Genomic DNA, 20,790 nt, shown 5'->3' with positions numbered 1-20,790 from the left:
TTCCGCCCGCGGGCGGCACCTCGGAAGGATCCGGCATCAGCACGGACGAGACCACGGCATCGACGGGACCGACGGGACCGACGGCACCGACGGCGACATCGCCCGGGGGCGCAGGACAGGGCGGCGACCCCTCGCCGGCCGTGGCCGCTCCCCGGCACGCCGGGGGACTGCAGGAGCCCGTGCACTTCATCGGGATCGGGGGCGCCGGCATGTCCGCCGTCGCCCGCGTGCTCCTCGGCCAGGGGGTTCGCGTGTCCGGTTCGGATGCCGCCGAGTCGAAGGGCCTGCGCGCCCTCGCCGCGCTCGGCGCCGTCGTCCACGCGGGCCACGAGGCGGCGGCGGTTCCGGACCGGGGGACCGTGGTGGTGTCCTCGGCGATCCGCGCGAGCAACCCGGAACTCCAGGAGGCGCGCCGGCGGGGACTTCCCGTCATCCACCGTTCCGAGGCACTCGCCGCGGCGATGACCGGCCGGCGTGTCGTGGCGGTGGCCGGAACGCACGGCAAGACGACGACGACGGCCATGATCACGGTGCTCCTCCGGCAGGCCGGGCTTGCACCCTCCTTCGCCATCGGGGGCGACGTCGCGGCCCTGGGCGTGAACGCCGAGTGGGCCGGCGGGGACGTCTTCGTGGCGGAAGCCGACGAGTCGGACGGCTCGTTCCTGAACTACGACCCGAGTGTCGCGGTCGTGACCAACGCCGAGGCCGACCATCTCGACCACTACGGCACGGCTGAGGCGGTCCACGAGGCGTTCCGCCGGTTCGCGGGGAGGGTGTCCGAGGACGGACTGCTCGTCGCCTGCGCCGACGACCCGGGGTCGGCAGCGCTGGCCGCAGCCGTCCCGACCACGCGACGCGTGCGAACCTACGGCTACGCCGGGACGGCGGACATCAGGATCAGCGACACGAGGGCGCTCGGCAGCACGACGAACAGCATCCTCTCCTTCGCCGTGGACGGCCTCGACGCGCAGCAGGAGCTCCAGCTCGGCGTGCCGGGCCGGCACAACATCCTCAACGCCGCGGCGGCCTTCACGGTGGCCCTGGAGCTGGGCGTCGACCCGGCTGTCGCCGCTGCCGGGCTGTCCCTCTTCTCCGGTGCCGCCCGCCGCTTCGAGGCCCGTGGCGAGGGCGACGGCGTCCGGGTGTTCGACGACTATGCGCACCACCCCACGGAGGTGCACGCGGCCCTCACCGCGGCCCGCACCGTCGCGGGGGAGCGGCGCGTGCACGTCCTGTTCCAGCCGCACCTCTTCTCCCGGACCCGCGAGTTCGCCGCCGGTTTCGCCGACGCCCTCTCGCTGGCCGACACGACGACGGTCCTGCCCGTCTACGCCGCGCGCGAGGACCCGGTGGACGACGTCGGCGGCTGGACCATCACGGAGCGCATGACCGGGGCGGAGGCCGCCTACGTCGCGGATCCGGAGGAGGCGCTCCGGACCGTCGTAGGCCGGGCGGCGGAGGGCGACCTCGTGCTCACCATCGGGGCGGGGGACGTGACCCAGTACGGCGTGCGGCTCGTCAGCCTGCTGCGGGACCGTGCTGCTGCGGCGGGAACCGGTGGGGTGTCCGGATGAAGCCGCGCAGGCCCACGGTGGCGAGGGTCACCACGCCCTCCGGTGGCAGTCCGTCCGGCCGGGGGAAAGTGTCCCTGCTCGAGAAGCCCGACGGCGCGCTTCCGGTGGGGAAGGTGCTCGACTTCCCCGCCCCGCGCCGCTCGCACCGGCTGCGCAACGTCATCCTGGCGGTCACGGCGGCCGCCCTCGTCCTCGGCGGGGTCGTCGCCTACGTCGTGTTCTCGCCGGCCCTCGCGCTCAGGACCGTCGTGGTGGAGGGCAACACGCTGGTGTCGACGGAGGAGATCCACGCCGCGCTCGCCCCGCTCTCGGGGACCTCGCTGACGCAGATCTCACCCGACCGGGTGAGGGGGATGCTCGAGGACAAGGCGCCGATCGAGGACGTCAGGATCGCGGCCGAGCCGCCGTCCACCCTGGTCGTGACGGTGCAGGAGCGGATCCCCGTCGCGGTCCTGCAGAACGGCGCGGACGTGGTACTCATCGACGCCGAGGGCCGCCAGCTCGCACGCGTGGCCGATCGTGCCCAGGTGAAGCTCCCGCTGATCGACGGCGGGACGAACGCCGTCAACTCCGAGGTGTTCTCCTCGATCACCGCAGTCCTCGCCGAGCTCCCGGTGTCGGTGCTCTCGCGACTGAACAGCGCCTCCGCGGCCAGCGTCGACTCCATCAGGCTCTCCCTGACGGGGGACCAGCGCATCTTCTGGGGCAGCTCCGAACGCAGCGCGGAGAAGGCCGAGGTGCTGGAGGCCATGCTGGCGATGCCTGCGAGCGATCCGCCCGTGAAGGAGTTCGACGTGAGCACCCCGGACCGGCCGGTCACCCGCTGAGGGGTCCGGTGAGTCCGGGAGCGGACTGCACGGACGGCTGCTCCGGACACGGCGACACGCCCGACACGCGGAGGCCGGTGGTTGCAACGCGTTGCGCATGCACTAGCGTCGTCCATAGAAGTTACTTGACATAACGTTAACTCTCAACCTGAACGTTAACGTTGTCTCGGGTGAAGGTTGAAGCCGGATCAACGGCAGCCCCCGTACAGCACACAGATTCGAACAAGGGACACAGGACGTGGCAGCACCTCAGAATTACTTGGCCGTCATCAAGGTCGTCGGCATCGGCGGCGGCGGCGTCAACGCCGTCAACCGGATGATCGAGGTCGGGCTCCGCGGCGTGGAGTTCATCGCCATCAACACGGATGCCCAGGCGCTGCTCATGAGCGACGCGGACGTCAAGCTCGACGTCGGACGCGAACTGACGCGTGGGCTCGGCGCCGGAGCGGATCCCGAGGTGGGCCGCCGGGCCGCCGAGGACCACTCCGAGGAGATCGAGGAGGTCCTCCGCGGGGCCGACATGGTGTTCGTCACCGCGGGCGAGGGTGGCGGGACCGGAACCGGTGGAGCGCCGGTCGTCGCGCGCATCGCGCGCTCGCTCGGCGCCCTGACCATCGGCGTGGTCACGCGCCCCTTCACCTTCGAGGGCCGGCGTCGCTCGAACCAGGCCGAGAGCGGCATCGACACCCTCCGCGAGGAGGTCGACACCCTGATCGTCATCCCGAACGATCGCCTGCTCTCCATCAGCGACCGCAACGTGTCGATGCTCGACGCGTTCCGCTCCGCGGATCAGGTGCTCCTCTCGGGTGTCCAGGGCATCACCGACCTCATCACCACCCCGGGCCTGATCAACCTCGACTTCGCGGACGTGAAGTCCGTGATGCAGGGTGCCGGTTCGGCACTCATGGGCATCGGCTCCGCCCGTGGCGAGGACCGTGCCGTCAAGGCCGCGGAGCTCGCCATCGCGTCGCCGCTGCTCGAGGCGTCGATCGACGGCGCACACGGCGTGCTGCTCTCCATCCAGGGTGGATCGGACCTCGGCCTGTTCGAGATCAACGAGGCCGCACGCCTCGTCCAGGAGGTCGCCCACCCCGAGGCGAACATCATCTTCGGTGCCGTGATCGACGACGCCCTCGGCGACGAGGCGCGCGTGACCGTCATCGCCGCCGGCTTCGACCAGGTGGACGCCACCTCCCAGCCTGCTCCCGCCTCCGTGCCGTCCTCACGGCCGGCATCGGCGCCGAGCGTCGGCGGTGATGCGCAGCGCACGTCCGGTGCAGCGACCGCGGGCCTCGGTGCCTGGTCGCAGCAGCGCGCCCAGAGCGTGCAGGCAGTCCCGGCCGACTCCGGTTTCGACGTCGACCTCCCGGCGATCGTCGAGCCCGATATCTCCGCAGGCCGTTCCGACGACCTCGACGTCCCCGACTTCCTCAAGTAGTCCGTGGACAGAACCGTCGATCCCGGCCGGACCTCCCCGTTCCACTGGAACGAGGAGGTCCGGCCGGGGTTACGGGTGGCCTTCACCGCGGTGGGGGCCGGGAATCTCGCGCTGCATGTCGGTGACGACCCCGATGCCGTCCGGCAGAGCCGGCGCCGCCTCGAGGCTGCGCTGGGAGTTCGCCCCGACACGCTGCGCTTCATGAGCCAGACGCACTCCGACCGGGTGGCGCTGCTCGGGGCGTCGGACAGTGCCGAGCGCGTGCCGCCGGACGCGGACGCCATGGTCTCGGCGACGGGCTCCGAGCCCCTCGCGGTCCTCGTGGCCGACTGCGTCCCGATCGTCCTGGCGGACGCGGACCCCGACGACGGCGGCACCGGCGCGACCGCCGTCGTCCATGCCGGCCGCGCAGGCGTCGCGAACGGCATCGTCGTGAAGGCGGTCGAGGAGCTGCGGCGCCGTGGCGCCGCGACGATCACCGCCTGGATCGGCCCGTCGGTCTGCGGATCCTGCTACGAGGTGCCCGACGCCATGATGACCGAGCTCGCGCGGGAGATCCCCGTGGCTGCGTCCCGTACCCCCGCGGGGACGGCAGCGCTGGATCTTCCCGCCGCGGTCCGGCACCAGCTCGCCCAGGGAGGCGTCACCGTCGAGGAGCTGCGGGGTGCCGCGCCGTCCTGTACACAGGAGAACACGGCGCTGTTCTCGCACCGGCGTGAGCCGGGGGCCGGTCGTCTCGCCGGGCTGGTCTGGCGCCCATGACCGGCGACGGACAGGACGGGGACCGCGGATCCGCCCGCGCCCAGGACCTCGAGCAGCGTCTCGCCGCCGTTCGCGCGAGGATCGGAGCTGCCTCCGCGGCAGTCCGGCGCGAGGAGCCGCGCCTGATCGTCGTCACCAAGTACTTCCCCGCCTCCGATGTGCGGATCCTCGCCGGGCTCGGCGTCACCGACGTCGGTGAGAACCGGGACCAGGAGGCGGCCGCCAAGGCGGAGGAGCTCGAGGCGCTCCCGCTCACCTGGCACTTCATCGGACAGCTGCAGACCAACAAGGCCAGGTCAGTCGTCCGCTATGCCCACAGTGTCCACTCGGTGGACCGGGCCACCCTCGTCACGGCCCTCGGCAAGGCCGTCCGGGGAGAGCAGGAGCGCCGTGCGGAGGCGGGGGTCGCGCCGCGGCCGGACCTCGAGTGCTTCCTGCAGTTCACGCTCGAGCCGGACGCCGCACCGGGCGGCAGGGGAGGAGCGCTCCCGGCCGACGCGCACGCGCTGGCGGAGGCCGTCACCGCAGCCGACGGCCTCCGCCTGGCGGGCGTCATGGCCGTCGCCCCGCTGGGCGCGTCGGCGCCCGAGGCCTTCACCCGCCTGCTGGAGATCTCGGCGTCGGTCCGTGCCGTCGACCCTGCGGCGACCGCCGTCTCCGCGGGCATGAGCGGTGATCTCGAGGACGCCGTCGCCGCCGGAGCGACACACCTGAGGATTGGTTCTGATGTCCTCGGTCCGCGTCCGGCCGTGGGGTAGCGTTCGAGCTAGAACGGCGGAATATCAGGCGTCCGGGCCCTGTGCGACGGGCCCCCGGAGCCGCACCTCATCCACTCTCATGACAGGAGCCACCATGGCCGGCGCACTGCGCAAGACGATGATCTACCTTGGGCTCGCCGATGGTGACGAGCACTACGAGCCCGAAACGAAGAATGCGCAGAGCAGGAACGAGGACTACACAGTGGACTACGACCGCGACGAACGACGCCTCGAGCCGGCTCCGGCCGTGAGCCGCGTGGCCCCGGCGGAGGAGTACCGTGCTCCCGTGACCCCGATCAAGCGGGCGCCCTCCTCACGCGAGGACTCCGCCGCCCTGCGGCAGATCACCACGATCCACCCCCGGTCCTACAACGATGCCAAGCTCATCGGCGAGAGTTTCCGCGACGGTATCCCGGTCATCATGAACGTGACGGACATGGGGGAGTCCGACGCCAAGCGCCTCGTCGACTTCTCCGCAGGGCTGGTCTTCGGCCTCCACGGCAGCATCGAACGGGTCACCAATAAGGTGTTCCTGCTGTCGCCGTCGTATATTGAAGTCCTCGGCGAGGATCTGAAGGCAAGCGAAGCACAGACCAGCTTCTTCAACCAGAGCTGAGCCCCGCGGCCGTGACGGTCGCACGAGACCCATCACGGCCCGAAGGACTGGAACAGCCCTGTGAGTTTGGTATTCGCCCTGATCTACCTGGTACTGATGCTGTTCCAGCTCGCCCTGATCCTGCGGATCGTCTACGACGCCGTGCAGGGCTTCGCGCGGGACTGGCGTCCCCAGAAACTGGCACTCGTGCTCGCCACCGGCGTGTACTCGGTCACCGATCCGCCCATCAAGGCGCTGCGCCGACTCATCCCGCCGCTCCGCCTCGGTGGCGTGCAGCTCGACCTCGCGTTCCTGGTGCTCTTCATCCTCGTCCTGATCCTGATGTCCGTGTCCAGGAGCCTCGCCGCATAGCGCCGAGTCCGTTTCGTGATGGACTTCCCGACCGGATACGCTGGTCCACAGTTCGACGCGAGCCCCGCCGGTCGCGTCCGCAATCCGGTACCGCAGCACTGTCCGCCTCTTCGGCGGGCCGGCATCTACCAGTATGAGGTGACCCCATGGCCCTGACGCCAGATGACGTTGTCAACAAGAGGTTCCAGCCCACCAAGTTCCGTGAGGGCTACGACCAGGACGAGGTCGACGACTTCCTCGACGAGATCGTCGTCGAACTCCGCCGCCTGAACCAGGAGAACGAGGACCTCCGCCGCAAGCTCGCTGACGGTCCGTCGGACACCCCGCAGGCCACGACCGTGCCGGCCCCCGTCGCCGCGAGCTCGCACACCGAGGACGCCGGAGCCGAGGGCACGACGCCGGACAGTGTCCCCGCCGAGGTCGCCGCGGACGTCGAGGAGCCGAACCCCGCTCCAGCACCGGCGGCGCCCGCCGCCGCAGCACCCGCCGCCTCGACCGCCAGCGCGGAGTCCGCCGCTGGCGTCCTCGCCATGGCGCAGCGCCTGCACGACGAGTACGTGAACGCCGGCGTGGAGCAGCGTGACAAGATCATCGCCGAGGCCCAGATCGAAGCCAACGGCCTCGTCAACGATGCGCAGGAGAAGAGCCGCAAGACGCTCGGGGATCTCGAGGAGCAGAAGACGGTGCTCGAGCGCAAGGTCGAGCAGCTGCGCGGCTTCGAGCGCGACTACCGTGCACGCCTCAAGGCCTACATCGAGGGCCAGTTGCGCGATCTCGACTCCCGCGGATCGCTGGCGTCGGACGCTCCGGCCTCCTAGCAGGACCGTCGGCCCGATCGCGGGCCGCCGGGTGAAGGGCCGGTGACCGGGGCATGGACCCCGGGAGCCGGCCCTTCGCCGTCCGGGCCGCCGTCCCAGGTGGCCGTCGTCGCACCTAACCCCTGGATGGACCGTGAACGAGCACCAGCCGATCGACCCCGCTGCCGAGATGACGCCCTCCGGGGAGCGCGACACGGCAGGCCAGCACGGGGCCGCGCAGGGCGCCGACTCCCGCCACGCCCGGCAGGTCCCGTGGCGCTACGGCGTCGTGATGCTGCTGTGCACGCTGGTGGCGTACACGCTCGATCAGCTCACCAAGTGGTGGGTCGTGTCGACGATGAGCGAGGGCCAGGTGACGCCCGTGATCCCGCCGGTCCTCTCCTGGCGCTTCATCCGCAATCCCGGCGCGGCGTTCTCGATCGGCACCGACTACACGTGGGTGTTCACCATCATCATGGTGGTCGTCGCGACGGCCATCGTGCTGCAGGTCCGCAAGGTCGCCTCGTGGGGCTGGTCGGTGGCCCTGGGGCTGGTCCTCGGCGGCGCGCTCGGCAACCTGACCGACCGGCTCTTCCGTGAACCGTCCTTCGGGCAGGGGCACGTCGTCGACTTCATCGCCCTGCCGAACTTCGCCATCTTCAACATCGCGGATTCCGCCGTGGTCAGCGGCGTGGTGCTGATCTGCCTCCTGACGCTGCGCGGTATCGGCATGGACGGTCGCCGCACCTCCGACGACGCCCCGGATGCCTCGGACGTGTCGGACACTCCGGCCGACGCGGCGACCGCCGGGTCGGAGCCCGCGACAGATCCGGGCACGACGCCGGGCACGACGTCAGGGTCGACCCCGGGCACCACGTCAGGTCCGACGCCGGAGCAGGCGACCCCGGGTGCGAAGCCGGCCCCGGAGACGACGTCGGGCACGACGACGACCGGCACTAGCCCACAGGACACCGACGACGACGGCGCCGGCCGTGGCCGCTGAGCACCGCGACGTCGTCGTGCCGGCGGACGAGGCCGGCGCCCGCGCCGATGCCGCCCTGTCCCGGCTCCTCGACGTCTCCCGTTCCGCCGTCGCGCAGTGGTCCGCCGACGGTCGGATCCTGCGCGGAGGGGTGCGGCTGGCGAAGTCGGACCGCGTGCACGAGGGTGACGTCGTGGCAGTCGATCTCCCTGATCCGGACGATCGCCACAGGATCATCCCCGAGGCCGTGGACGGCATGGGGATCCTGCTCGACGACGAGGATTTCGTGGTCGTCGACAAGCCCGTCGGCGTGGCAGCGCATCCATCGCCGGGATGGGTGGGGCCGACGGTCGTCGGGGCTCTGGCGGCTGCCGGGTACCGCATCTCGACCTCGGGCGCACCCGAGCGCGTCGGGATCGTCCACCGGCTCGACGTCGGGACCTCCGGCGCCATGGTCGTCGCCAAGACGGAGCCCGCCTACACCGCCCTGAAGCGCGCCTTCAAGGAGCGCACCGTGGAGAAGGTCTACCACGCCGTGGTCCAGGGCCTGCCGGAGCCGCTCAAGGGCACGATCGACGCGCCCATCGGTCGGCACCCGCACCACGAGTGGCGCTTCGCGGTGATGGAGGACGGACGGGACTCGGTGACGCACTACGACGTGCTCGAGGCGTTCGGCAGGGCGAGCCTCGTCGAGGTGCATCTCGAGACCGGGCGGACGCACCAGATCCGCGTGCACTTCTCGGCCCTGCGGCATCCCTGCGCGGGAGACCTGACCTACGGCGCGGACCCGCGCCTGGCTGCCGAGCTGGGCCTCACCCGCCAGTGGCTGCACGCACACCGGCTCGGCTTCGCGCACCCGAGGACCGGGGAGCCGGTCCTCGTCACGAGCCCCTATCCCGTGGACCTGGCCTACGCCCTGACGGCGCTGCAGGACGGCCTGGTCTGACACACCGGGACGGCGCGGTGTGACACGCCGTCGAGCTCTGCCCCGACACGCCGGAACGGCCCGGTGCGGCACGCCGGGACGGCTTCGCGTGACACGCCGGAACGACCTCGCGCGATGCTGCCGGAGGCGGTCCGGACCCCCGTCCGCCACTAGACTCGGACGGTGGCTACTCCTGCATCGACCGATTCGTTCGTCCATCTCCACAACCACACCGAGTACTCGATGCTCGACGGCGCGGCCCGCCTGACGGACCTCTTCAGCCATACCGAGGAACTCGGGATGAAGGCCCTCGCGACCACCGACCACGGCTTCGTGTTCGGGGCCTTCGACTTCTGGAGCAAGGCCAACAGCGCCGGCATCAAGCCGATCATCGGCGTCGAGGCGTACCTGACGCCGGGGACCGCACGCAACGACCGCACGCGCGTCCAGTGGGGCGGCGGCGGGCGCGACGACGTCTCCGGTGCCGGTGCGTACACCCACATGACCCTGTGGTCCGAGACCACCGAGGGCATGCACAACCTGTTCAGGATGTCCTCGCTGGCCTCCCTCGAGGGCTATCTCTACAAGCCCCGCATGGACCGCGACCTCCTGCAGACGTACGGCAAGGGCCTGATCGCGACCACCGGCTGCCCGTCCGGCGAGGTGCAGACCAAGCTCCGGCTCGGCCTCTACGACGAGGCGCGGCAGGCGGCGTCGGACTTCCGGGACATCTTCGGTGCGGAGAACTACTTCTGCGAGCTGATGGACCACGGCCTCGACATCGAGCGGAACGTGAAGGCCGACCTCATCCGGCTCGCCAAGGATCTCGGCCTGCCGCTCGTCGCCACCAACGACCTCCACTACACGCACGCCGAGGACTCCAAGGCCCACGCCGCGCTGCTCTGCGTCCAGTCCGGCTCCACCCTGGCCGATCCGAAGCGGTTCAAGTTCGACGCGGACGAGTTCTACCTGAAGTCGCCCGCCGAGATGCGCGCCATCTTCCGGGACTACCCGGAGGCGTGCGACAACACCCTGCTGATCGCCGAGCGGTGCGAGGTCGAGTTCAACACCAAGGCGAACTACATGCCGCGGTTCCCCGTCCCGGACGGGGAGAACGAACAGTCCTGGTTCGTCAAGGAGGTCGAGACAGGCCTGCAGTTCCGCTACCCGGCAGGCGTGCCCGACGACGTCCGGAAGCAGGCCGAGTTCGAGGTCGGCGTCATCACCCAGATGGGCTTCCCCGGCTACTTCCTCGTCGTCGCCGACTTCATCAACTGGGCCAAGAACAACGGCATCAGGGTGGGCCCGGGCCGTGGCTCGGGTGCCGGGTCGATGGTCGCCTACGCGATGCGCATCACCGATCTGGACCCGCTCAAGCACGGCCTCATCTTCGAGCGGTTCCTCAACCCGGAACGCGTCTCCATGCCCGACTTCGACGTCGACTTCGATGATCGTCGCCGGTCCGAGGTGATCCGGTACGTCACCGAGAAGTACGGCGACGAGCGCGTGGCCATGATCGTCACCTACGGCACCATCAAGGCCAAGCAGGCGCTGAAGGACTCCTCCCGCGTCATGGGGTATCCCTTCTCCACGGGGGAGCGCCTCACCAAGGCCATGCCGCCGGACGTCATGGGCAAGGGCCTCGCCCTGGCGGACGTCCACAACAAGGGCGCGAAGCGCTACTCGGAAGCCGAGGAGCTCCGCGAGCTGCTGAAGACCGACGCCGACTCCGAGAAGGTCTTCGAGACCGCCCTCGGGCTCGAGGGACTCAAGCGCCAGTGGGGCGTGCACGCCGCCGGTGTCATCATGTCCTCGGACCCCCTGATCGACATCATCCCGATCATGCGCCGTGAGCAGGACGGCCAGATCATCACGCAGTTCGACTACCCCACGTGCGAGGGTCTCGGGCTGATCAAGATGGACTTCCTCGGCCTGAGGAACCTGACGATCATCACGGACGCCGTGGAGAACATCAAGGCCAACAAAGACACCGATCTGGTCCTCGAGGACCTGGAGCTCGACGACAAGGACTCCTACGAGCTCCTGGCGCGGGGCGACACCCTGGGCGTCTTCCAGCTCGACGGCGGTCCCATGCGGTCACTGCTGAAGCTCATGCGTCCCGACAACTTCGAGGACATCTCGGCGGTGCTGGCGCTCTACCGGCCGGGCCCCATGGGCGTGAACTCGCACACGAACTACGCGCTGCGGAAGAACGGGCTGCAGGAGATCGAGCCCATCCACCCCGAGCTCGAGGGTCCGCTCGAGGAGATCCTCGGCGGCACCTACGGCCTGATCGTGTACCAGGAGCAGGTGATGAGCGCCGCGCAGAAGCTGGCGAACTTCACGCTCGGCCAGGCGGACATGCTCCGACGCGCGATGGGCAAGAAGAAGAAGTCCGAGCTGGACAAGCAGCAGGCCGACTTCTTCGCGGGGATGAAGGCCAACGGCTACTCCCAGGCGGCCATGGACAAGCTGTGGACCGTCCTCGAGTCCTTCTCCGACTACGCGTTCAACAAGGCGCACACCGCGGCCTACGGGCTCGTGTCCTACTGGACGGCCTACCTGAAGGCGCACTACCCGGCCGAGTACATGGCCGCCCTCCTGACGAGCGTCGGCGACGACAAGGACAAGCTCGCCATCTACCTGAACGAGTGCCGGCGCATGGGGATCACGGTGCTGCCGCCCGACGTCAACGAGTCGAGCGTCAACTTCACCCCGGTCGGCAAGGACATCCGCTTCGGCATGGGGGCCATCCGGAACGTCGGCGCGAACGTCGTGGGAGCCATGGTGGGCGCGCGCGAGGAGAAGGGCGCCTTCTCCTCGTTCAGCGACTTCCTGCAGAAGGTCCCCGCCGTCGTCTGCAACAAGCGGACCATCGAGTCGCTCATCAAGGCGGGCGCCTTCGACTCGCTGAAGCATCCGCGCCGGGCGCTGGCGATGATCCACGAGGAGGCCGTCGACTCCGTGATCGTCCTCAAGCGCAACGAGGCGGCGAACCAGTTCGACCTCTTCAGCGCGTTCGACGACGACGGCGGCGGGCTGGGCGCGGGCGGACTGTCCGTGGAGGTGCCGGACCTGCCCGAGTGGGACAAGAAGGACAAGCTGTCCTTCGAACGGGACATGCTCGGGCTCTACGTCTCGGACCATCCGCTCCAGGGGCTCGAGGGCATCCTGAGCAACCATGCGGACTCCTCGATCCCCTCGATCATCAGCGAGGAGGGCCCGGCCGACGGTGCGATCGTGACGATCGCCGGCATGATCACGTCCCTGCAGCGCAGGATCGCCAAGAACAGCGGCAACGCCTACGCGCGCGCCGAGGTGGAGGACCTCGCCGGATCCATGGAGGTCATGTTCTTCGGCCAGGTCTACGGGCCGATCTCGGGTGTCCTCGCGGAGGACCTGATCGTCGTCGTGCGCGGGCGCCTGCAGCGCAGGGACGACGGCGCCGTCATGCTGAACGCACAGGAGCTCTCCGTTCCTGACCTCAGCGAGGGCCACTCGGGGCCCGTGGTCATCTCGATGCTGCAGCACAAGGCCACCGAGACGGCGGTGACGGCCCTCGGTGACGTCCTGCGGACGCACCCGGGGACCAGTGAGGTCCTGATCCGGCTGAACGGTTCACGCAAGGTGGAGGTCATGAAGCTCGGGGTCGACCTCAGGGTGAATCCGACCCCGGGCCTGTTCGGCGACCTCAAGGTCCTGTTCGGACCGGCCTGCCTCGATGCCTGAGCCGCATCCGCATCAGATGACGTAGTCGGTGGCCGTCGGGGTCCCGTAGCTGCCGCCGTGGTAGAGCAGGGGGGCGCCGTCGGCGCCGATGCTGCCAGCGACCACCTCGGCGACCACCACGGCGTTGTTCTCGAACGAGAGCCGCATGCTGATGCGGCCCACGAGCCACCCGGCCACGTCCCTGAGGATGGGGACCCCCTCGGGTCCGGGCTCCCAGTGGTCGCCGGTGAACCGGTCCTTCGTGCGCGCGAACCGGTTCGCCAGGCCCTCGTTCTCGGTGCTGAGCATGTGCACGCCCACGAAGTTCGTGTTGGCGACCGCGGGCCACGAGGAGGACGTCCGTGCCATGTTGAACGAGAACCGTGGCGGCTCGGCCGAGAGCGACGCGACGGAGGTGGCGGTGAAGCCGAACGGTACGCCGTCGTACGTGGCGGTGATGATGGCCACTCCGGCGGCGTGCCGGCGGAACACCTCCCGGAAGGACTCGGCGTGGGGTTCGGCGACGGCGGGCAGGCCCGCCGCTGTACTCGGGTTGGTCACGTGGTTCCTCCGGGGTTCGACGGCGGGGACGGCACGGGTGCTGATGGTCCCGCCGCGGAGGCGGGTACGTCGCGCTGCCACCACCACCCTAGGCGCGGTCCCCGGCGGCGGGAGGGTTTGTTAATGTAGAAGTCATGCGCGCCAGCCAGGGACCGGATACGGGTTCGAGCAGTTACCCTCCTCCCGTCTACGCGGTCGCCGAGGACCGGCGGTCGGTACCGCCCGCGGGAGTCTTCTGGTGGCTCGGTTCGACGATCCTGCTCGGAGCGGTCCTCGGCGCGGCCTGGTGGCTGCTCGCTCCGACGGGGCGCCTCTTTGGTGATCCCGAGGACGCCCAGCAGTGGGTGCTGCGCGATCTGACCCTTGCGGGACTGCAACTCCTGGCCGGCATCGCCGTCGGGACCGTCGTCGCCGTCCGGCTCCGGTTGCCGGGCGTGGTCGCGCGGATCCTCGCTGCCGTCGGCGGCTCCGTCCTCGGGTCGCTGCTGGCCCTCGGCGTGGGGGAGGGACTGGCGCTGATGCTGGGACCCCACGGCCGGGAGGATCTCCCCGGGTCCGCCTTCATGCTGCACTCCTACGGAGCGCTGGCGCTCTGGCCGGCCGTCGCCGCCGTCATCATCTTCGTGACGGCGCTGATCGGGCTCGCGCGCCGGAAGGCCTGACCACCGGCTCCGCCGCGCCGCGCCGCCACCGCTCCCGATAGACTTCACGGGTGACTTCCGCGCCCAACACCCCGACCACCGTCGCCTTCCGCACCATCGATCTCCGCGGCCGGGCGCTCAGCCCGGGGGAGCTGAAGAACGCCATGCCACGGGCCGCCGCCAACGCCTCATCCTCCGAGAGTGCCGTCCAGGCCATCATCGACGACGTGCGCGCCCGGGGTCTCGAGGCGCTGCGCGACTTCGCGCTCCGCTTCGACGGCGTCGAGCAGGACCACCCGCGCGTGCCCGCCCATGTGGTCGAGGCGGCCGTCGCAGGCCTCGACGACGACGTCAGGATCGCCCTGCAGGAAGCCATCCGCCGCGCACGGATCTTCGCGAAGGCCCAGGTGCCCGCGGACGTGGAGGTCGCGATCGCGCCCGGCGCGACCCTCAGGTCCCGGTGGGTCCCCGTCGACCGCGTCGGTCTGTATGTCCCCGGTGGCCTCGCGGCGTATCCGTCCTCCGTGGTGATGAACGTCGTGCCGGCCCAGGCCGCCGGCGTCGGCTCGATCGCCCTCGCCTCGCCGCCGCAGAAGGAGTTCGGCGGCTGGCCGCACCCCGTCATCCTCGCAGCGGCGTCCATGCTCGGCGTCACCGAGGTGTACGCCATGGGAGGGGCCCAGGCCGTCGCGGCCCTGGCCTACGGGGTTTCCGGAGTACCCGGCCTCCCCGACGGGTCGGACGCGAGCGTGGCCGGCTCCGGGGCGATCGACCCCGTGAACGTCATCACCGGCCCCGGCAACGTCTTCGTCGCGACGGCCAAGCGCCTCGTCCTCGGCGCGGTGGGCATCGATTCCGAGGCCGGTACCACCGAGATCGCCATCCTGGCGGACGCGGGTGCGGATGCCGGCCTCGTGGCCGCGGACCTGGTGAGCCAGGCCGAGCACGACCCCCAGGCGGCATCGGTCCTCGTGACGGACTCGGAGGACCTGGCGACGGCGGTGGTCGAGGCCCTGCAGGTGCGGGCCGCTGCCACCCGGCACGCCGATCGGGTGAGGGCCGCCCTCTCGGGGCAGCAGTCCGGCGTGATCCTGGTCGACGACGTCGAGCACGGCATCGCGGTCTGCGACGCCTACGCGGCGGAGCACCTCGAGATCCAGACCACGGACGCCGCGCGGGTCGCCGACCGGATCCGGAACGCCGGTGCCATCTTCGTCGGTGCCTACAGCCCCGTGAGCCTCGGCGACTACTGCGCCGGTTCCAATCACGTCCTGCCGACCAGTGGCACGGCGTCCTTCGCGTCCGGGCTCAACGTCACCACGTTCCTGAAGGTCGTGCAGATCGTCCACTACGACAGGGACGCGCTCCGCGAGGTGTCGGCGTCCATCCTGTCCCTCGCCGAGGCCGAGAACCTGCCGGCGCACGGCGAGGCCGTCTCGGCGCGCTTCCCGGCGGCGGATGGGGCGGTCTAGAACCCTGCCCACGGTGCAGCTGCCACTACATGTGGTAATGACACGGTTGTAGTTTCCCCACATCTAGTCCTAGACTGATCCGGTCGAGCGTCGACGAGAGGAAAGGGGAGCCGTGTACTGTCCGTACTGCCGCAACCCGGACTCCCGCGTCGTCGACAGCCGACTGGCCGACGACGGGTCGGCGATCCGCAGGCGTCGCCAGTGCCCGCAGTGCGGCCGCCGCTTCAGCACGGTCGAGACCACGAGCCTCAGCGTGATCAAGCGTTCCGGCGCCGGCGAGCCCTTCAGCCGCTCGAAGATCATCAACGGCGTCCGGAAGGCGTGCCAGGGCAGGCCCGTGACGGAGGACGATCTCGCCCTGCTCGCCCAGGAGGTCGAAGAGAGCGTCCGCGCCAGCGGCGTGGCGGAGATCGACGCCCATGAGGTGGGGCTCGCCATCCTCGAACCGCTGCGCAAGCTGGATCAGATCGCCTACCTGCGCTTCGCCAGCGTCTATCAGGGCTTCGAGTCCCTCGAGGACTTCGAGGAGGCCATCGGTACCCTCCGCCAGCAGGCGAAGGACAACGCGCGCGTCCCCTCGGGAGCGCAGAGGCCGTTGACGGCGCAGTAGCGCCCATCAGACCCCGGTGGTGGCTGCGGAGGGGAAGCCGACGCCACCACCGGTTCCACGTCCGGTTCCGCCCCTCCAGGCGGCGGACGCACAGGAGCCCGGTACGGATCACGTCCGTACCGGGCTCCTGTGCTGTCGGGCAGGGTCCTCCATGCCGTTCCTGCCCGCGCAGGCAGGAACGGGGCTCAGGCCTTCGGCGTGAAGAGCAGTGCCGCCTGGAGGGCGCCGCCCACGATCCCTGCGTGGTTCTTCAGCTGTGCGGGGATGATCGGGGTCCGGAGCTCGAGCGAGGGCAGGTACTCGCTGCTGCGCTTGGAGATCCCGCCGCCGACGATGAACAGCTCGGGGGAGAAGAGGAACTCGACGTGCGAGAAATAGCGCTGGAGCCGCACCGCGTACTCGTCCCAGTCGATGCCGTCCCGCTCGCGGGCGACGGCGGACGCCTTCGTCTCGGCGTCGTGGCCGTCGATCTCCAGGTGACCGAGTTCCGCGTTCGGCACGAGCTTGCCGTCGAAGATGAAGGCCGAGCCGATGCCGGTGCCGAGCGTGATCACCAGGACCGTGCCCATCTTGCCCTTGCCCGCACCGTACCGGACCTCCGCGAGTCCGGCCGCGTCGGCGTCGTTGATGACGTGCACGTCGCGTCCGAGGACCCTCGTGAAGAGGGCGTCGACGTCGGTGTCGACCCAGCTCTTGTCGACGTTCGCGGCGGAGCGGGCCACGCCGTGCTGGATGATCGCCGGGAAGGTCACGCCGACCGGGACCTCCGCCGCCGGTCCCTCGGGGCGCGAGGACAGCTCCGTGACGATCTGCGCGACGACGTCGGCGACGGCTTCGGGAGTGGAGGGCTTGGGTGTCGGGATACGGTACCGCTCGCCGACGATCACGCCCTTCTCGAGGTCGACGATGCCGCCCTTGATCCCGGTCCCGCCGATGTCGACGCCGATGACGGTCGCGGGGAGCTTCTTCGACTTCTTCTTCTCGATGTCCTTGGCCATGATTCTCCGTTGAGGTGGTTCGGCGCGAGCCGGAGGGGTGGGGTACAGCGTGCAAGCAGGACCAGCGGTGCGGCTGCGCTAGGGCAGGGTGAGGATCTCCGCACCGCGGTCGGTGACAACGAGCGTGTGCTCAAACTGCGCTGTCCTCTTCCGGTCCTTCGTGACCACGGTCCAGTCGTCCGCCCACATGGTCCAGTCGATGGTCCCGAGGGTGAGCATCGGCTCGATGGTGAAGACCATGCCGGGCTCGATGACGCGGTTGTAGGCGGGAGCGGCGTCGTAGTGCGGGATGATCAGGCCCGTGTGGAACGCTTCTCCGACGCCGTGCCCGGTGAAGTCACGGACAACACCATAACCGAAGCGCTTCGCGTAGGACTGGATGGTCCGGCCGATGACGTTGATCTCGCGCCCGGGAGCGACGGCCCGGATGGCCCGCGCGAGCGACTCCCGGGTGCGCTCCACCAGGAGGCGCGACTCCTCGTCGACGTCCCCGATGCAGAACGTGTGGTTGGTGTCCCCGTGGACGCCGTCCTTGTAGGCGGTGATGTCGATGTTGAGGATGTCCCCGTCCCGGAGCTCCGTGGAGTCGGGGATGCCGTGGCAGATGACCTCGTTCAGCGAGGAGCACAGGGACTTCGGGAACCCCCGGTAGCCCAGCGTCGACGGATAGGCACCGTGGTCGAGGATGAATTCGTGCCCGATCCGGTCGAGGAAGTCGGTGGTGACGCCGGGCTTCGCATGCCTGCCGACCTCGACGATCGCCTGGGCGGCGATCCTGCCGGCCGTACGGATCTTCTCGATGACCTCGGCGGTCTTCACCTCGGAACCGGTGAACGGGGCGGGTGCTGCCCGGCCCACGTATTCGGGCCGTGCGATGCCCGGCGGGACGGGGCGCTGCAGCGAGACCGTACCGGGCGTCAGGGTCCCGAGGGGAGCGGTGACGGAAGACTGGGGCATACCCTTGATCCTATAGCGGGCCCGTCGGGACGGCCGCCCCGACAGGTGGTGCGGCACGGTCACTGGGCATCCCGGCGCCGGGGCCGCGACGCCGCACACCGATCCGGACCAGCGATGGCCGGGGAGAGCAGGAGGTCGACATGACGGAGTACTGGTTCAACGTCCGCACCCGCGAGGTGGAGGAGGACCGGCAGTCGGACTGGTCCCAGCTCATCGGGCCCTACGCGACGCGCGCCGACGCCGAGAAGGCGCTCGAGAAGGTGCAGCAGCGCAACGACGCCTGGGATCGGGACGACGAGTAGTCCGGGAGGCCGCGCCTAGAAGGTGTGCTCGGGCCCGGGGAACGTCCCCGAGCGCACGTCGTCCGCGTAGGAGCGGGCCGCATCGGTCAGGACGCGGCGCACGTCGGCGTACTGCCTGACGAATCTCGCCTGCCGCCCGCCGCGGAGTCCGGCCATGTCCTGCCACACCAGCACCTGGCCGGTGGTCCCCGGTCCGGCCCCGATGCCGATCGTCGGGACCCGCACCGCGGCGTCCACGGCGTCGGCGGTGGCGGCGGGCACCATCTCCATCAGGACGCAGAAGGCACCCGCCTCGGCGAGGGCGACGGCGTCGTCCACGATCCGCTGCGAGGCGTCGCCCCGGCCCTGCACGCGGTACCCGCCGAGCGCGTGCTCGCTCTGCGGGGTGAAGCCGATGTGCGCCATGACGGGGATGCCGGCGCGCACCAGTGCCCGGACGGTCCCGGCGTAGTCGGCGCCGCCTTCCATCTTCACGGCGTGCACGAGCCCCTCCTTGAGCAGCCGTACCGAGGATTCGACGGCCTGCTGCGGGGAGACCTCGTAGCTGCCGAAGGGCAGGTCCGCGACGACGAGTGCGCGCCGGGCGGCCCGGCTCACGGCGCGGCTGAAGAGGATCATCTCGTCCAGGGTGATGGGCAGGGTCGTGGCGTGTCCGAGCACGTTGTTGGCCGCTGAGTCGCCGACGAGGAGGACCTCGATGCCGGCCTCGTCGAACACCTGGGCGGCGTACTGGTCGTACGCCGTGAGCATCGCGAAACGCGTGCCCTGCTCCTTGGCCTGCTGCAGGTGGTGGATCCGGACCCTGCCGGGCGCCTTCGGCCCGCCGACGGGACCAGCAGGCGCGGCAGGTGCAGGCGCGGCAGCAACGCCTTCTCCGTAGGGTGCTGGCAGTTCGGCGGATGTCATGCCACGAGACTAGCGGACCCCTGCCGCCGCTTCCCTCCGCCCATCCGCCGGTGGAAACCCCGTGTTAATACCGGCACGCCACACTGGGCAGGGCCGCACCTGATCTGTGCGACCGTGTCAGTAGAGTATTCACGGTGGTCCGCGCACCGGCGTCCCGGTCTCCGCACGGGCCGCACGCGCACGACGCCGGACAGGGACAGCCCGCCGCCCATCGGGGCGGCCCGGGCAACGAGGCAAGGAATGAGGGTGGTCATGGACCGGCAGCAGGAGTTCGTACTGCGCACCATCGAGGAGCGCGACGTGCGCTATGTGCGCCTCTGGTTCACCGACGTCGTCGGTTCGCTGAAGTCCGTCGCCCTCGCCCCGGCCGAAGTGGAGGGCGCCTTCGAGGAGGGCCTCGGCTTCGACGGCTCGTCGATCGAGGGCCTGGCCCGGGTCTACGAGTCCGACATGCTGGCGCAGCCGGATCCCTCGACGTTCCAGATCCTGCCCTGGCGCGGCGATAAGGAGCAGACGTCGCGCATGTTCTGCGACATCCTGACACCCGACGGGCAGCCCTCCACCGCCGATCCCCGCGGGGTACTGAAGAAGACCCTGGCCAAGGCGGCCGACATGGGCTTCACCTGCTACACGCATCCGGAGATCGAGTTCTACCTGCTGAAGTCCGCTGAGGTCGGTGCGGACGGCCAGCCCGTCCCCGTCGATCAGGCCGGCTACTTCGACCACGTACCGGGCGGCGTCGCCCAGGACTTCCGCCGCACCGCCGTCGCGATGCTCGAGTCCGTGGGGATCTCCGTGGAGTTCAGCCACCACGAGGCGGGGCCGGGCCAGAACGAGATCGACCTGCGCTACGCGGACGCGCTGCAGACCGCCGACAACATCATGACGTTCCGCACGATCATCAAGGAGGTCGCGCTCACATCCGGCAGCTACGCGACCTTCATGCCGAAGCCCTTCTCGGAGCACCCGGGCTCGGGCATGCACACGCACTTCTCGCTGTTCGAGGGTGACACCAACGCGTTCTACGAGGCGGGCGCGGAGTTCCAGCTGTCGCAGACCGCACGCCACTTCATCGCGGGCATCCTCCGGCACGCGCCCGAGTTCACCGCCGTCACCAACCAGTTCGTGAACTCGTACAAGCGCCTGTGGGGAGGCGGGGAGGCCCCGAGCCACCTCGCCTGGGGCCACAACAACCGCTCGGCGCTGGTCCGCGTGCCCCTGTACAAGCCGAACAAGGGGCAGTCCGCCCGCATCGAGTACCGGGGCATCGACTCCGCCAGCAACCCCTACCTGGCCTACTCCGTGCTGCTCGGCGCCGGGCTGAAAGGCATCGAGGAAGGCTACGAGCTGCCGCCCGCGGCCGAGGACGACGTCTGGAGCCTCACCGCGGCCGAGCGGCGCGCGATGGGCCACGACCCCCTGCCGGCCAGCCTGCACGATGCCATCCGTGTCATGGAGGACTCGGAGCTGGTGGCCGACATCCTGGGCGAGCAGGTCTTCGAGAACTTCCTGCGCAACAAGCGCGCGGAGTGGCACGACTACCGCATCCAGGTCACGCCCTACGAGCTGCGACGGAACCTCAACATCCTCTAGGTGCCGACGGGC

General features: G+C 70.0%; 19 protein-coding genes and 1 pseudogene. 16 read left to right on the top strand and 4 right to left on the bottom strand.

Going from position 1 to position 20,790, the window contains the following annotated elements; all coding sequences use genetic code 11:
• The first annotated feature begins 209 nt into the window (after positions 1-209).
• From murC to dnaE, 11 genes and pseudogenes are all read left to right on the top strand, one after another.
• Complete coding sequence (gene murC / locus ASF21_RS13575) at positions 210-1,574, top strand: UDP-N-acetylmuramate--L-alanine ligase (RefSeq protein ID WP_157365923.1); 1,365 nt, start codon at positions 210-212, stop codon at positions 1,572-1,574.
• Positions 1,571-2,401: a cell division protein FtsQ/DivIB gene (locus ASF21_RS13570; RefSeq protein ID WP_082471561.1), complete on the top strand. Its 831-nt coding sequence runs from the start codon at positions 1,571-1,573 to the stop codon at positions 2,399-2,401. Before murC ends, ASF21_RS13570 begins: the two co-directional genes overlap by 4 nt.
• 238 nt (positions 2,402-2,639) lie before the next feature.
• A complete protein-coding gene (ftsZ, locus tag ASF21_RS13565; protein ID WP_055772266.1) occupies positions 2,640-3,839 on the top strand; it encodes a cell division protein FtsZ in 1,200 nt (399 codons plus the stop codon).
• 3 nt (positions 3,840-3,842) lie between these two features.
• Complete coding sequence (locus ASF21_RS13560; RefSeq protein ID WP_082471560.1) at positions 3,843-4,601, top strand: polyphenol oxidase family protein; 759 nt, start codon at positions 3,843-3,845, stop codon at positions 4,599-4,601.
• On the top strand, positions 4,598-5,359 hold the full coding sequence (locus ASF21_RS13555; RefSeq protein WP_055772260.1) for a YggS family pyridoxal phosphate-dependent enzyme: 762 nt from the start codon (positions 4,598-4,600) through the stop codon (positions 5,357-5,359). The genes ASF21_RS13560 and ASF21_RS13555 overlap by 4 nt, the downstream gene beginning before the upstream one ends.
• Positions 5,360-5,453: 94 nt before the next feature.
• Entirely contained in the window at positions 5,454-5,975 is a 522-nt protein-coding gene (locus ASF21_RS13550; protein ID WP_055772257.1) for a cell division protein SepF, read from the top strand.
• Positions 5,976-6,035: 60 nt separating this feature from the next.
• The gene (locus ASF21_RS13545; protein ID WP_055772253.1) at positions 6,036-6,326 is read left to right on the top strand and encodes a YggT family protein; all 291 of its coding nucleotides are present in this window, start codon (positions 6,036-6,038) and stop codon (positions 6,324-6,326) included.
• A 146-nt stretch (positions 6,327-6,472) separates the two neighbouring features.
• Complete coding sequence (locus ASF21_RS13540; RefSeq protein ID WP_055772251.1) at positions 6,473-7,144, top strand: DivIVA domain-containing protein; 672 nt, start codon at positions 6,473-6,475, stop codon at positions 7,142-7,144.
• A 169-nt stretch (positions 7,145-7,313) separates the two neighbouring features.
• Positions 7,314-7,880 (top strand): annotated as a pseudogene (gene lspA / locus ASF21_RS17385) (signal peptidase II); the annotation flags it as partial.
• 235 nt (positions 7,881-8,115) lie between these two features.
• A complete protein-coding gene (locus ASF21_RS13530) occupies positions 8,116-9,051 on the top strand; it encodes an RluA family pseudouridine synthase (protein WP_055772248.1) in 936 nt (311 codons plus the stop codon).
• A 162-nt stretch (positions 9,052-9,213) separates the two neighbouring features.
• Positions 9,214-12,759 (top strand): DNA polymerase III subunit alpha, encoded by a 3,546-nt coding sequence (gene dnaE / locus ASF21_RS13525; protein WP_268753705.1) that lies wholly within the window; start codon positions 9,214-9,216, stop codon positions 12,757-12,759.
• A 12-nt stretch (positions 12,760-12,771) separates the two neighbouring features.
• Here dnaE and ASF21_RS13520 read toward each other — a convergent pair whose 3' ends face one another.
• Positions 12,772-13,272: a flavin reductase family protein gene (locus ASF21_RS13520; protein WP_055772380.1), complete on the bottom strand. Its 501-nt coding sequence runs from the start codon at positions 13,270-13,272 to the stop codon at positions 12,772-12,774.
• Positions 13,273-13,433: 161 nt separating this feature from the next.
• On the opposite strand from ASF21_RS13520, the gene ASF21_RS13515 reads away from it, so the two are divergent.
• From ASF21_RS13515 to nrdR, 3 genes are all read left to right on the top strand, one after another.
• The gene (locus ASF21_RS13515; protein ID WP_055772242.1) at positions 13,434-13,961 is read left to right on the top strand and encodes a hypothetical protein; all 528 of its coding nucleotides are present in this window, start codon (positions 13,434-13,436) and stop codon (positions 13,959-13,961) included.
• Positions 13,962-14,011: 50 nt separating this feature from the next.
• On the top strand, positions 14,012-15,412 hold the full coding sequence (hisD, locus tag ASF21_RS13510) for a histidinol dehydrogenase (protein ID WP_055772239.1): 1,401 nt from the start codon (positions 14,012-14,014) through the stop codon (positions 15,410-15,412).
• 112 nt (positions 15,413-15,524) lie between these two features.
• Positions 15,525-16,022 (top strand): transcriptional regulator NrdR, encoded by a 498-nt coding sequence (nrdR, locus tag ASF21_RS13505; protein ID WP_055772236.1) that lies wholly within the window; start codon positions 15,525-15,527, stop codon positions 16,020-16,022.
• Positions 16,023-16,207: 185 nt separating this feature from the next.
• Here nrdR and ppgK read toward each other — a convergent pair whose 3' ends face one another.
• Together ppgK and map are read right to left on the bottom strand one after the other, a co-directional pair.
• Positions 16,208-17,020, bottom strand: coding sequence for a polyphosphate--glucose phosphotransferase (ppgK, locus tag ASF21_RS13500; protein WP_055772233.1), 813 nt, complete (start codon positions 17,018-17,020; stop codon positions 16,208-16,210).
• Between the two features lie 78 nt (positions 17,021-17,098).
• Positions 17,099-17,977 (bottom strand): type I methionyl aminopeptidase, encoded by an 879-nt coding sequence (gene map, locus ASF21_RS13495; protein ID WP_055772230.1) that lies wholly within the window; start codon positions 17,975-17,977, stop codon positions 17,099-17,101.
• A gap of 140 nt (positions 17,978-18,117) precedes the next feature.
• Between map and ASF21_RS16980 the strand changes: the two genes are divergently transcribed.
• Positions 18,118-18,279 (top strand): SPOR domain-containing protein, encoded by a 162-nt coding sequence (locus ASF21_RS16980; protein WP_157365920.1) that lies wholly within the window; start codon positions 18,118-18,120, stop codon positions 18,277-18,279.
• 15 nt (positions 18,280-18,294) lie between these two features.
• On the opposite strand, the gene panB is transcribed toward ASF21_RS16980, so the two are convergent.
• On the bottom strand, positions 18,295-19,185 hold the full coding sequence (gene panB, locus ASF21_RS13490; protein WP_055772228.1) for a 3-methyl-2-oxobutanoate hydroxymethyltransferase: 891 nt from the start codon (positions 19,183-19,185) through the stop codon (positions 18,295-18,297).
• Positions 19,186-19,437: 252 nt separating this feature from the next.
• On the opposite strand from panB, the gene glnA reads away from it, so the two are divergent.
• On the top strand, positions 19,438-20,778 hold the full coding sequence (glnA, locus tag ASF21_RS13485) for a type I glutamate--ammonia ligase (protein ID WP_055772377.1): 1,341 nt from the start codon (positions 19,438-19,440) through the stop codon (positions 20,776-20,778).
• The last annotated feature ends 12 nt before the right edge of the window (positions 20,779-20,790 follow it).

It is taken from the genome of Arthrobacter sp. Leaf234, from assembly GCF_001422665.1.
In the GTDB taxonomy this organism is placed as follows: Bacteria; Actinomycetota; Actinomycetes; order Actinomycetales; family Micrococcaceae; genus Arthrobacter_D.
The sequence above is the reverse complement of the archived record's forward strand: the minus strand, read 5'-3'. Positions and strand labels throughout refer to the sequence as shown.